Annotated in this window: 13 protein-coding genes and 2 pseudogenes; 12 read left to right on the top strand and 3 right to left on the bottom strand. The window is 40.4% G+C overall.

Features of this window, described 5'->3' with window-relative positions:
- Both HMPREF0023_RS11465 and HMPREF0023_RS11460 read right to left on the bottom strand, forming a co-directional pair.
- A pseudogene (locus tag HMPREF0023_RS11465) lies at positions 1–266 on the bottom strand (hypothetical protein); the annotation flags it as partial.
- A 346-nt stretch (positions 267–612) separates the two neighbouring features.
- Entirely contained in the window at positions 613–1,389 is a 777-nt protein-coding gene (locus tag HMPREF0023_RS11460; protein ID WP_005092342.1) for an SDR family oxidoreductase, read from the bottom strand.
- Between the two features lie 96 nt (positions 1,390–1,485).
- Between HMPREF0023_RS11460 and mazG the strand changes: the two genes are divergently transcribed.
- From mazG to yjgA, 9 genes are all read left to right on the top strand, one after another.
- Positions 1,486–2,292 carry a nucleoside triphosphate pyrophosphohydrolase gene (mazG, locus tag HMPREF0023_RS11455; protein WP_005092344.1) on the top strand — a complete coding sequence of 269 codons (807 nt, stop codon included), beginning with the start codon at positions 1,486–1,488 and terminating at the stop codon, positions 2,290–2,292.
- Entirely contained in the window at positions 2,261–2,686 is a 426-nt protein-coding gene (locus HMPREF0023_RS11450; RefSeq protein ID WP_005092347.1) for a ComEA family DNA-binding protein, read from the top strand. Before mazG ends, HMPREF0023_RS11450 begins: the two co-directional genes overlap by 32 nt.
- Before the next feature lie 137 nt (positions 2,687–2,823).
- Positions 2,824–4,275 carry a polynucleotide adenylyltransferase PcnB gene (gene pcnB, locus HMPREF0023_RS11445; protein WP_004637952.1) on the top strand — a complete coding sequence of 484 codons (1,452 nt, stop codon included), beginning with the start codon at positions 2,824–2,826 and terminating at the stop codon, positions 4,273–4,275.
- Positions 4,272–4,760: a 2-amino-4-hydroxy-6-hydroxymethyldihydropteridine diphosphokinase gene (gene folK, locus HMPREF0023_RS11440; RefSeq protein ID WP_004637953.1), complete on the top strand. Its 489-nt coding sequence runs from the start codon at positions 4,272–4,274 to the stop codon at positions 4,758–4,760. The genes pcnB and folK overlap by 4 nt, the downstream gene beginning before the upstream one ends.
- A 39-nt stretch (positions 4,761–4,799) precedes the next feature.
- Positions 4,800–5,609: a 3-methyl-2-oxobutanoate hydroxymethyltransferase gene (gene panB, locus HMPREF0023_RS11435; RefSeq protein ID WP_004637954.1), complete on the top strand. Its 810-nt coding sequence runs from the start codon at positions 4,800–4,802 to the stop codon at positions 5,607–5,609.
- A gap of 3 nt (positions 5,610–5,612) precedes the next feature.
- On the top strand, positions 5,613–6,458 hold the full coding sequence (panC, locus tag HMPREF0023_RS11430) for a pantoate--beta-alanine ligase (RefSeq protein ID WP_004637955.1): 846 nt from the start codon (positions 5,613–5,615) through the stop codon (positions 6,456–6,458).
- A gap of 28 nt (positions 6,459–6,486) precedes the next feature.
- Complete coding sequence (rapZ, locus tag HMPREF0023_RS11425) at positions 6,487–7,338, top strand: RNase adapter RapZ (RefSeq protein ID WP_004637956.1); 852 nt, start codon at positions 6,487–6,489, stop codon at positions 7,336–7,338.
- Complete coding sequence (locus tag HMPREF0023_RS11420; RefSeq protein WP_004637957.1) at positions 7,335–7,604, top strand: HPr family phosphocarrier protein; 270 nt, start codon at positions 7,335–7,337, stop codon at positions 7,602–7,604. The genes rapZ and HMPREF0023_RS11420 overlap by 4 nt, the downstream gene beginning before the upstream one ends.
- A 2-nt stretch (positions 7,605–7,606) precedes the next feature.
- Positions 7,607–8,143, top strand: a complete 537-nt coding sequence (yjgA, locus tag HMPREF0023_RS11415; protein WP_004637958.1) for a ribosome biogenesis factor YjgA — start codon at positions 7,607–7,609, stop codon at positions 8,141–8,143.
- Positions 8,144–8,190: 47 nt separating this feature from the next.
- Here yjgA and HMPREF0023_RS11410 read toward each other — a convergent pair whose 3' ends face one another.
- Complete coding sequence (locus HMPREF0023_RS11410) at positions 8,191–9,834, bottom strand: acyl-CoA synthetase (RefSeq protein WP_005092350.1); 1,644 nt, start codon at positions 9,832–9,834, stop codon at positions 8,191–8,193.
- A gap of 299 nt (positions 9,835–10,133) precedes the next feature.
- Between HMPREF0023_RS11410 and thrS the strand changes: the two genes are divergently transcribed.
- From thrS to HMPREF0023_RS16770, 3 genes and pseudogenes are all read left to right on the top strand, one after another.
- The gene (gene thrS, locus HMPREF0023_RS11405; protein ID WP_005092352.1) at positions 10,134–12,056 is read left to right on the top strand and encodes a threonine--tRNA ligase; all 1,923 of its coding nucleotides are present in this window, start codon (positions 10,134–10,136) and stop codon (positions 12,054–12,056) included.
- Between the two features lie 5 nt (positions 12,057–12,061).
- The gene (infC, locus tag HMPREF0023_RS16335; RefSeq protein ID WP_075316144.1) at positions 12,062–12,613 is read left to right on the top strand and encodes a translation initiation factor IF-3; all 552 of its coding nucleotides are present in this window, start codon (positions 12,062–12,064) and stop codon (positions 12,611–12,613) included.
- Positions 12,614–12,750: 137 nt separating this feature from the next.
- Positions 12,751–12,890: pseudogene (locus tag HMPREF0023_RS16770) on the top strand (hypothetical protein); the annotation flags it as partial.

Raw genomic sequence — 12,890 nt, 5'->3', positions numbered from 1 at the left:
GAGTTGCCACCGAAAGCAGTTAATGCGCCACTTGCAAGACCAGCCCATTTGCTTACTGCCTTGTTTGGTGATTGAGCATTTGCATTAATATTCGCAATATTTTTCTCTGCGCTTGCTAACTCACGTTTTGCATTTGATTGCTCAACAGAAAGTGTTGCGCAATCCATTGCCTTTAATTCAGCAGTTGAAAATGGTTTACCCTCGGTCGCTGCAAAAGTAGAGAAAGAAAACGTTGCAGCAGCAGTTAAAACTAATAATTTTTTCATATTATAAACACTTTAAAAGATTTTAGATTAAGTTGCTATTTTTGTAGCAGGCGGATTCTATTTAAAATAAATTTTAAAGTCACTATTTTTTTGAATATTTTAAAGACTTGTCTGTCTATTGTTTTTGTGGTATTTGATCAGGTTTTATTTATAATTTAATTTTGTATGTAATTTGATGAATTATAATGTTTTTATTTTTGGGTTTGCGATTTTGTGCGCTATTTTTAATTTTTATTGATTAATGTGATGGTTTTATTTTTAATGATTTTTATATTTGTGTGAAAAGTGAATTAATATAGGGTTGTTAGGCTTTATATTGTTTAAAATATAAAGCACTTTTCTTTTTTTATGCTTGCTTGGATAATAATATATTGGTGATTCGGTTTAAAAACTGTGGGCTAATACGTGATAATTGAAACATTAGTTTGGTTTTAATGCCAATAGGAGTGTGGGTAGGAATAAGGAAGTGATTTCTTTGTTGTGTTAAAGCTAAAACCTGTTGTGCAACATCTGCTGGGGTTAGATCTACACCGATATTTTGAATACTCCCAGCATCCATATTTTTTACCATACTGGTTTGCACAAATAATGGCATAACATCGAGCACACGAATATTATATTTTTGCCATTCCACATCTAGAGCTTCAGTTAAACCACGCACGGCAAATTTACTGGCAGAGTATGAGGCTAGATCGGCTTGTCCATAAATAGCTGAAGCAGAAGAGAGGTTGATGACCCGAGCAAAACTTGCTTTTTGTAAATAATTTAAAGCCGCGTGGCAACCATTAAGAACACCTTTTACATTGATATCAATTGTGCGGTGATGAGAGGGGATGGTTGTATTTTCAAAAGCACCAGAATATAAGATTCCAGCATTGTTAATTAGAATATTGAGTTCGCCTGCCCAGTTTTGAAATTCCTGTAATGCGATTTGCCATTGTGGATAATCGCTAACGTCTAAATAACCCGCTTTCGTATTTGCACCCAGTTCCGTAGCTAAAGCTTGCGCTTGTTCTAAGTTGATATCGTAGATGCCTACTTTATAGCCTTTTTGATGAAACAGACGGGCGATTTCGGCACCTATACCTTGAGCTGCACCACTAATAAAAACACTATGTTGCATTGCTTTTCCTTACTTTATATTGATACTTTTCGGACCAGCGTATATTAGACAGAAGCTGGTTAAAACTGCAACAGCGTAAGGGGTGAGGAGATAATCATGGAAAAGCTATTAGAAATCATGCGTGAGCTAAGACAAAAATGTCCATGGGATCAACAACAAACACCTGAGAGCTTAACGCGTTATGCGATTGAAGAGGCTTATGAAGTCGAAGCTGCGATTCGTGTTGGTGATTTGGATGAAATTCGTCAAGAGCTTGGAGATCTATTGTTGCAAGTGGTTTTTCAATCACAAATGTTCAGTGAGCAAGGGGCTTTTGATTTTCATGATGTGGTTGATGCAATTAGTGAGAAACTGATTCGACGTCATCCGCATGTATTTCAAGCTGAACAGTTTCAGAACTTGAACCCTGAACAGGTAAGCGAGCTATGGAAACAAATTAAGCAGCAAGAGAAACAGGGTAAGCCAAGATCTCGATTAGATGAGGTGAAGCATGCACCTGCTTTAGTTCAAGCGGATGAAATCCAAAAAAAAGCAGCACAACTTGGTTTTGATTTTGAAACGGTAGACGATGCTTACGGAAAATTAGACGAAGAGCTAGCAGAATTACAACAAGCGCTTAAAACGGGAAAAACCGATGAAATACAAGAAGAATTTGGAGATTGTCTATTTTCTTTGATCAATGTAGGTCGTAAACTTGGGCTGTCGAGTGAAACGGCATTACTGGCGACAATTCATAAATTTAGAAGTCGCTTTGCCTATATCGAACAACAAGCACATCGACAACAGAAAGACTTGCAAGAAATGAGTTTGGCGGAAATGGACCAGCTATGGGAGCAAGCAAAAAGACATTTAAAATTTGAGGGGAGCTCTGATGAAATTGCCGCAGTTACGCAGCAAAACTAACTTTTTATTATTGATTATTTTATGGTTGGGGGTAATTCCCCAGCTCAATGCTAAACAGTTTGATCAATCCTATATACAATGGAAAACACAGCAACAAAAACATGATCAGCAATTGGCTAGACAAGATGACCAATATTATTTATCTAGACCGACCCAGCAACAAAATGTGAAACCTGTTTCATCTTCTGTAAATATTTCAGGCGATAAAATTAGCTTAAATCAAGCGAACTTACAGCAGTTGCAAAGTTTAAGTGGTGTAGGTGAGAAAAAAGCCCAAGCGATTATTGAATATCGACAAAAACATGGTGCATTTAAAGCATTAGATGAACTCATGAATGTCAAAGGAATTGGGCCGAAACTGCTTGAAAAGAATAGGTCGAGACTTATTTTATAGGTTGGTTAAAGTGTTGGTGGTAAAAAATGCGTGCTGATATCTTGAAACTTCAGCAGAATAAATTGCCCTTTGTGTGTGTTAGAGCTATGATTAGCGACAAATTGTTATTTACGTCCTGACGTAGGAGACAGTGTCTTTTGCAAACTTTGCGTGCGTCAAAATGTGGTTTGTCCACAACTCAACTCCCTTCCTCAATATTAGATGTGATCGATAGTCTGACTAAAGCAGGTTATGAGGCATATATTGTAGGTGGTGGTGTTCGCGATATGATGTTAGGTCTTAATCCAAAGGATTTTGACGCGGTAACCAATGCTACTCCAGCCCAAGTAAAAGAAGTGTTTGGGCGGCGCTGTCGTATTATTGGGCGACGTTTTGAGTTAGCTCATGTGTATTCTGGTCGTGAACTGATCGAAGTCGCGACCTTCCGTGCCCCTCCGAAAAAAGCAGTCACCAGTGCTTCTGGTATGATTCTTCGTGATAATAATTGGGGAACAATTGAGCAGGATTTTGCTCGTCGAGATTTTTCGATCAATACGCTTTATTATCAACCTCGTAAGGGGGTTGTGCTGGACTTCTGCCAAGGTGTTGAAGATATCAAAACCCGTACTTTACGGTTTTTGGGTGAGCCAGCTCAGCGTTTTGAGGAAGATCCTGTACGCATGTTGCGTGCATTGCGTTTTGCGGCGAAACTGAACTTTCAAATCGATCAATCCATTCTTGACGTTTTTGATGTTGAGATGACGCAATTATTGCGTGATGTTTCACCACATCGACTTTATGATGAGTCACAAAAGCTCTTTACTATGGGGCATCTCACTCAGGTTTTGCCGATGTTGATCGAGTTTGGTGTTTGGAAACAATTGTTTGCTGAAATTCCGCCAAACATCACCTCATTTATCGAGCGTGCAGCCAAGAATACTGATCAGCGAATTCAAATCGGTAAAACCATCAATCCTGCTTTTTTCTATGCGGTCTTGTTATGGAAACCCTTTTTAGAGCGCTGTGACTTTTATCTCAATAAAGGCGTCGTGCCAGCCGAAGCGCGTGCTCAAGCAGGTCTTGATGTGCTTAAGCGTCAAGCAACTCGTACGATTATTCCTCGTTTTGCTGAAACTTTTATTCGTGAAGTGTGGGAGATGCAAAGTCGATTGCTCAATCCAAAACCTCAACAAATAGAAGCATTAGCTGGGCATGCGCGTTTCCGTGCAGGATTCGATTTCTTGTTGCTACGTGAGAAATCAGGTGATGCCAGCACTGAAGGTATGGGCGTTTGGTGGGAAAATTACCAAGAAATGACCACTGACCAAAAAGAAGCCGCTATTCGTCAGTATAACCGTCAACGTACGAAGACCCGACGTAAAGCTGCTGACACCGAAGAGTTGAAGCATACTGAAATTGAACCATTGGTTGATGTTCCAGAACCAAGAAATCGTCGTGCGAAAAAAGAGCGTGTGCGGGCTGGTGATTCAGCAAATCGTTTTCTTGAAAAGGCGGCAGATACAGGTCAAATCAATTCAGATCATCCGATTTTAAAGCGAAAACGTGTGCAACGTGATTTAAAGCAAGTCGTTTTTGGACCGACTCAATGACGATTCGTACTTATATCGGTTTAGGTAGTAACTTAGGTGATTCGCAACAAATTCTTCGTGAAGCTGTTGCGAAATTATCAATGTTGGGTGAAGTACAGGTTTCTCGCCTTTACCAAAGTCCACCGATGGGACCTCAAGATCAACCACATTATTTAAATGCTGTTGTTCAACTGGACACGACATTGACACCACTTGACTTGTTAGACCAATTGCAACAGTTAGAACAAGATGCGGGGCGTGTTCGTTTGCGACGTTGGGGAGAGCGAACCCTAGATCTTGATCTGTTAATCTATGGTCAAGAACAAATTCAAAATGAACGTTTAACTGTGCCCCATATTGGTATTTTACAACGTGATTTTGTAATTCTTCCCTTATTAGATTTAGATGCTCATTTACAATTAAATGGTCATTCATTAAAAGACTTAGAACTGGTACAGCAAGCAAACTTGACTGTAATAGCCGATCAATCTTGGGCGGCTGCTTAAGATTGTTTCGTTCTGAAAACGCCTGTAGAGGACATCATCATGATTAGTCTAAGTGACTTAAGAAAGTTTAAAGCTGACGGACGCAAGTTTTCTTGCCTGACTTGCTATGATGCAAGTATGGCGAAAGCAATGGAATTGGCTCAAATTGATACGATTTTAATCGGTGATTCTCTGGGGATGGCGATTCAAGGAAGAGATTCAACGCTTCCTGTTACAGTTGAAGATATGGCTTATCATACTGCGGCAGTCCGCCGTGGAAATACACATGCCTTAATCATGACTGATTTGCCATTTATGAGTTATGCAACACTTGAAGATGGCTTGAAAAGTGCTAAAGCCGTGATGCAAGTTGGTGCTCAAATGGTCAAAATTGAAGGTGGTGCTTGGCTCAGTGAGTTAGTTACAGTGTTGACCCGCAATGGTATTCCCGTCTGTGTCCATTTAGGTTTGACGCCGCAATCAGTACATGTGTTTGGCGGTTATAAATTGCAGGCAAGAACACGCGAAGCGGCCGATCAATTAATTGCAGATTGTCAAGCTGTGGTTGACGCAGGTGCATCAGTATTATTGCTAGAATGCGTTCCTGCTCAGTTGGGTAAAGAGATCGCTGAGTTATTTCCAAATACGCCTGTGATTGGAATCGGTGCAGGTAATGAAACAGATGGGCAGGTATTGGTTGCACAAGACATGTTGGGGCTTACTTTTGGTCGAGTTGCACGTTTTGTCCGTAATTTTATGAAAGAACAGGCGGGTGAAACAGCAATTTTAGATGCATTTAAAGCCTATCATGCTGCTGTTCAAGACCAATCTTTCCCAGCTAAAGAACATACTTTCCAAGTTGAGCTTTAATTCATGAAAACTGAAACAACGATACAAGGCTTAACTGCGTCACTTGCAACAGCACGCAGCAACAAAAAAATGATTGGTTTTGTCCCGACGATGGGAAATTTGCATGAAGGTCATTTGACCTTGGTTCGTGCTGCTAAAAAGATTTGTGATGTGGTTGTGGTGAGCATCTTTGTCAACCCAATTCAATTCGGTGCGGGTGAAGATTTTGATAACTATCCACGTACTTTAGAGCAAGATAGTCGTTTGTTGGCGGATGTGGGTTGCGATATTATTTTTGCGCCTTCTGTTGAGCAAATGTATGGAACACAACCACGCTTGACCAATATTAGTGTTGGGCAAATTACCGATGATTTGTGTGGGAAGTCTCGCCCTGGTCATTTTGATGGCGTGGCAGTCGTTGTTACCAAATTATTTAATATGGTACAGCCGGACTATGCTTTCTTTGGTCAAAAGGATTATCAGCAACTCGCGGTGATTCGTCAGTTGGTACAAGATTTAAATATGCCTTTGGAAGTGATTGGTGTGCCCATCGTGCGTGCTGAGGATGGCTTGGCTTTAAGTTCTCGCAATGGTTATTTATCTCAAGAGCAACGTGAAATTGCCCCTAAAATTTACCAGTTGTTAAAGAAAGCGGAACAGCAATTGCATGATGGTCAAGTGTTGGAGCAAGTGTTAGCAAATATCTCAACTGAATTGACACAAGCAGGTTTTGTTGTGGATTATGTGGAAGCTCGTCAAACCAATTTACAGCCGATTACGCAATTTGATCAAGATTTGGTTTTATTTGTTGCGGCAAAATTAGGTACGACGCGTTTAATCGATAATTTACAAGTAAATTTTAAAACTTAGAACTTCAGAATAAAAAGGGCAACATGCCATGAAGCGTATTCTTATCGTCACAGGACAATCTGGTTCAGGAAAATCTTCAGCGTTACAAGTGCTTGAAGATTTAGGCTACTATTGTATAGATAACTTACCTTTGGCACTGTTGCCTGAAATAGTGGCGAAACTTGATCATGAAAATAATCTGGAGCAATTGGCGTTAGGTGTTGATATTCGAAGCACACGCGCTGATATGCAAGAGTTTGATCATGTGTTTGAGCAATTAAAAAGACATGGTTCAGTTGATGTCATTTATTTGACTACCCAAGATCAAGATTTGATTGCTCGTTTTAGTGCATCTAGACGCCCGCATCCTTTAGCGAGCCGTTTTAATAGTTTATTGCAGTGTATACAAGAAGAAAAGCAACTGCTGATTCCGATACAATTTCGCTCTACAGTGCATATTGATACGACAGATAAAAGTGTACATGATTTAAAACATATTTTACTGTCCAAACTAGGGCAGTCTGATAACTTAATTGTTATTTTGCAATCGTTTGGTTATAAGCATGGCATTCCTTTAGATGCTGATTATGTATTTGATGTCCGTCATTTGCCTAACCCACATTGGGATTTAGATTTACGTCGTTTATCTGGTTTAGATGAACCTGTACGTCGATTTTTAGAGAGCAGTCAGCAAACCAATGAAATGTTTGCTGATATTTATGCTTTCTTGGAAAAGTGGCTACCTGCTTTTGCAGAGGGACATCGCCATTATATGACCATTTCTGTGGGTTGCACGGGTGGACAACATCGTTCAGTTTATATCGTGGATAGACTCAAGCAAGCCCTTGAGGCAAAATGGGCTGTCCAAATCTTACATAGAGAAATGAAGCACTGGTCATGATAGACACAACAATTGATGTAATTAATAAACTTGGCTTACATGCACGCGCATCAGGTAAACTGATTGAGGTGACGACCAAATTTCGCTCTTCTATTCAAATTGGTAAGGGTGATAAGCTGGTAGATGCAAAAAATATTATGTCATTGTTGATGTTGGGTGCGGGTAAGGGCACGACATTAAGGTTAGTGATTGATGGTGCTGATGAAGACAAAGCACTGGAAGAAATTCAAACGCTGTTCGCAGCAAAATTTTATGAGGCAGAGTAATAGTGGCACGTGGTACCCAACGTTATACCGATGAAGATTTTGAGTCATTAGAAGGGCGTGCGAGTAGAACAGAGCAAAAGAAAGCTGTACAACGTATGGCTGCTTTAGGTGAGCAATTGGCTCAATTGAATGTAAAACAAATTCAAAAACTTCCTGTGGATGAACGTCTGATAGATGCGTTGCTTGAAGTTCAAAAAATTAGTTCATTTGAAGCACGTCGTCGTCAGTTTCAGCGAATTGGCAAATTGTTGCGTAATGAAGATGAAAGCATAATTTTGTCTTATCTCACACCGCAACAAGGTGCAAAGAAACAAATGCAATTGATGCGTTGGGTTGATCGTATGATTGAGCAAGGTGATCCGATCATTAATGAATTCAGCAAAGTATTTAATGCATCAGAACGCCATACTTTACGTCAGCATGTTCTTCGTATTCATCGTGACATCAAACAACAGGTGAGTGAGGAAGAGCTCGAAGCTTCTAAACGTAAGTTTGTAAACTATGTACAACAAGTCGCGCTGTTATCTGATCAAGGTTAACTTGAAAAAAAGAAGTTTCTAAGGAAACTTCTTTTGCATTTAGGCAATTAATTTCCAAACTCACTTGTAGCTCGTTCTTTTGCCCATTCTCTTAAAATAAATTTTTGTAATTTCCCTGTTGATGTTTTAGGGATCTCAGTAATTACTACATCTTTAGGAACTTTAAAGCGTGCAAGTTCTTTTTGACAGTGCAGAATAATTTCTTCTGCTGAAGTTGTGCTACCTTGTTTTAATTCAATAAAAGCACAAGGCACCTCTTGCCAACGTGGATCAGGCTTTGCGACTACGGCTGCAGTCATGACTGCTGGATGTCGATATAAAACATCTTCGACTTCTAATGAAGAAATATTTTCCCCACCTGAAATAATAATGTCTTTGGAGCGGTCCGTGATTTTGGCATAGCCATCGGGATGGCATACGGCTAAATCCCCGGTATGGAACCAACCCCCTTGAAATGCTTCTTCAGTGGCCTGTGGGTTTTTGAGATAGCCTTTCATGACGATATTGCCACGGAACATGATTTCGCCCATGGTTTCGCCATCATTTGGCACAGGTTGCATGGTTTCAGGATCAAGTACTCGCATACTGTCTTGTAGAGGGTATGGAACGCCTTGACGTGAATGCAATTGAGCTTGTTCTTGGATAGATAACTCACTCCAACCTGCTTGTGAGGCACATAGCGCTGAAGGACCGTAGGTTTCGGTTAAACCATAGACGTGATTGACATTGATGCCGATATTACGCATCCCTTCAATAATCGCAACTGGCGGTGCAGCACCAGCAACCATCACCTCCACATGATGGTCAAATGCGGTTCTTTGTTCCTGAGGCGTATTGATCAGCATCGATAAAACAATCGGTGCGCCACAGAAATAATCTACTTTGTGTTCGGCAATATATTGAAAGATTAGTGTTGGATCGACGCGACGTAAACAAATATTGGTTCCGCCACTGGCGGCAATAGACCATGCAAAACACCAGCCATTGCAATGAAACAGGGGTAAGGTCCAAAGATACACAGCACGAGGTTTCATGCCACATGCCAAAATATTACTTGCTGCATTGAGGTAAGCACCACGATGATGATAAACCACACCTTTTGGATTTCCTGTTGTTCCCGAGGTGTAATTCAGGCTGATCGCATCCCATTCATCTTGTGGAAGTAACCATTCAAACTCAGGATCGCCTTGAGCTATCCAAGACTCATATTCATATTGACCAAGGGGCAGTTGTTCACCTTCATACTCATTATCAAAAACGTCAATTACAATCATATCTTGATGAAGATGTGTGAGTGCTTCTTCTGCAATCGGTCTAAACTCTGGGTCAACTAAAAGCACTTTTGCTTCAGCATGTTCTAGCATAAAGGCAATGGTTTTGGCATCTAGGCGCGTATTTAGCGTATTTAGAACGGCACCTGCCATGGGAACGGCAAAATGAGCTTCAATCATTGCTGGAACATTCGGTAAAAGTACAGAAACGGTATCGTTCTTTTGAATACCTAAACGTGTCAGTTGGTGTGCAAATTGACGACAGCGTTGATAGCTTTGTTGCCATGTAATCTGACGTTTACCATGAATAATTGCGGCCTGATTCGGGTAAATATAAGCTGCACGCTCTAAATAGCGTAATGGTGATAACGCAACAAAATTCGCAGGGTTTTTGGGTAATTCGTCGTATGCACTAACCATGTGTATTGCTCCATGTTTATTTTATGAGGAAATTTACTGGGGTGTTAAAAATGACCGCAGTCCGCATATATCTATATCACCATAGTAGGCTGCTGACACGAAATCACTAAGGCTTTAGTCTGAGATATATTTTTGACTTGGGTTTTTCTCGAATCAAAGGTTTCTTCCTTGTCTAAACCTGTGTAAAATCTCGGGTACTTTTTTATCCGCCGTTTTTTATTTTTTGAGGTCCGCCTCAATACATAATCTCGCGGTGATATGCTCCATTGTGCGGGGCATCACTCCTTAAGGATTTTATTATGCCAATCATTACTTTACCAAATGGTGATCAAAAGCAATTTGATCAACCGATTTCCGTGATGGAACTTGCTCAGAGCATTGGTCCGGGCCTAGCGAAAAATACCGTTGCTGGTCGTATCAATGATCGTTTGGTGGATGCTTGTGATTTAATCACAGAAGATGCAACAGTTCAGATTATTACCCCGAAAGATGAAGAAGGTTTAGAAATCATTCGTCACTCATGTGCGCACTTAGTCGGACATGCGGTTAAGCAATTGTTCCCTGAAGCGAAAATGGTAATCGGTCCAGTGATCGAAGAAGGTTTCTATTACGACATCTGGATGCCACGTCCATTTACTTTGGATGATATGGCTGCGATTGAAGAGCGTATGAAAAAGCTCATCGATCAAGATTATGACGTTATTAAAAAGATGACACCGCGTGAAGATGTGATTGCAGAATTCACAGCACGTGGTGAAGAATATAAATTACGCTTGATTGCAGACATGCCAGAAGAAACTCAAATGGGCTTGTACTACCATCAAGATTATTTGGATATGTGCCGTGGTCCGCACGTACCGAATACTAAATTCTTAAAATCATTCAAGCTCACTAAAATCTCTGGTGCTTACTGGCGTGGTGATGCCAAGAATGAACAGTTACAGCGTATTTATGGTACAGCTTGGGCAGACAAGAAACAGTTGGCTGCGTATATCAAACGTATTGAAGAAGCTGAAAAACGTGACCATCGTAAAATTGGTAAAGCTTTAGACTTATTCCACATGCAAGAAGAAGCACCAGGTATGGTGTTCTGGCATGCCAATGGTTGGACGATTTACCAAGTGCTTGAACAATACATGCGTAAAGTTCAGCAGGACAATGGTTACCAAGAAATTAAGACACCACAGATCGTAGACTTTACGCTTTGGGAAAAATCAGGACATGCGGCAAACTATGCTGAAAACATGTTTACGACTCACTCAGAAAGTCGTAATTATGCAGTAAAGCCAATGAACTGCCCTTGTCACGTGCAAGTGTTCAACCAAGGATTAAAATCTTACCGTGATTTACCAATCCGTTTAGCGGAGTTCGGTTCATGTCATCGTAACGAACCATCAGGTTCTTTACACGGTATCATGCGTGTACGTGGTTTTACCCAAGATGATGCGCATATTTTCTGTACCAAAGAGCAAATTGGTCAAGAAGTTGCAGACTTTATTAAACTGACTTTAGATGTTTATAAAGACTTCGGTTTTGAAGAAGTACAAATGAAGCTTTCAACACGCCCTGAAAAGCGTGTGGGTGACGATGCACTTTGGGATATTGCTGAAAAATCTTTGGCTGATGCTTTAGATGACGCGGGCTTAGCATGGGATCTACAACCTGGTGAAGGTGCATTCTATGGTCCGAAAATTGAATTTTCATTGAAAGACTGCTTAGGTCGTGTATGGCAGTGCGGTACAATCCAGTGTGACTTCAACTTACCAATCCGTTTAGATGCTTCGTACGTGACTGAAGACAATGAGCGTGATCAACCAGTTATGTTGCATCGTGCAATTCTTGGCAGTTTTGAGCGTTTTATTGGTATACTAATTGAACATTACGCTGGTTTCATGCCACCTTGGCTTGCACCAATTCAAGCTTGTGTGATGAATATTACCGATTCACAAGCAGATGCGTGTGAGCAAGTGGTTGCAAAACTCAAAGAAAGTGGTCTTCGTGCTATTTCTGACTTGAGAAATGAAAAAATCGGATTTAAGATTCGTGAGCGTACCCTAGAGCGTATTCCTTATCTTTTGGTTCTCGGTGATCGAGAAGTCGAAGAGGGTACCGTAAATGTACGTACACGCTCAGGAAAAAATTTAGGTACTATGTCAATTGATGCATTCATTGATTTAGTGAAATCTGCCGTTGCCGAACGCGGCCGGTACATTGTGGAGTAATAAAGATTAAACAGCCTGATCGTAACCAACAACAAGGTGCTAAAAGTAACCGTCCAGCCATTAATGATGAGATTCGTGCGAAAGAAGTACGTCTCGTTGCTGCTGATGGGGAACAGAAAGGTGTCGTTTCATTAAATGAAGCATTACGTGCTGCTGAAGAAGCTGATCTTGACCTTGTTGAGATCGTTGCTAATGCAGAACCTCCTGTTTGTAAAATCATGGACTACAACAAGCACTTATTTGACTTAAAGCAAAAGCAAAAAGATGCGAAGAAAAAACAGCATCAAGTGCAAGTGAAAGAAATCAAGTTACGCCCAGCGACGGACGTAGGTGATTACCAAGTAAAATTGCGTGCAATTTTACGTTTCCTTGAAGAAGGAAATAAGGTGAAAATTACTTTACGTTTCCGTGGTCGTGAAATGGCACACCAACAGCTTGGTCTTGCTCAATTACAAAAAATTGAAGCTGATGTGGCTGAGTTTGGCGTTGTTGAGCAACCTCCAAAAATGGAAGGTCGCCAAATGGGTATGCTGCTTGGTCCGAAAAAGAAAAAGTAATTTTTTCTTGATAAAAAAACACCGCTATTGCGGTGTTTTTTTGTTTCCACAAATGTGGAAACAAGGCTTAATTTTTGAGCATATTTATGTTAATTTTAGTTGAAAAGTAAAGTATATGACTATTGGAGAATCAAAAGATGACTATCGTTAATGGTACACATGAGTTGTCTGAAATAAATCAAAAAGTGGTGCAAGAGGGTGAGGTATTACCACAAGTTCGTTTAAAAGATGGTAGTAAAGTACAAACGGGTACCGTGGCGACTATGTTGCACAATAT

The sequence above is a fragment of the Acinetobacter sp. ATCC 27244 genome, assembly GCF_000156555.1.
GTDB classification, from domain to species: Bacteria; Pseudomonadota; Gammaproteobacteria; order Pseudomonadales; family Moraxellaceae; genus Acinetobacter; species Acinetobacter haemolyticus.
The sequence above is the reverse complement of the archived record's forward strand: the minus strand, read 5'-3'. Positions and strand labels throughout refer to the sequence as shown.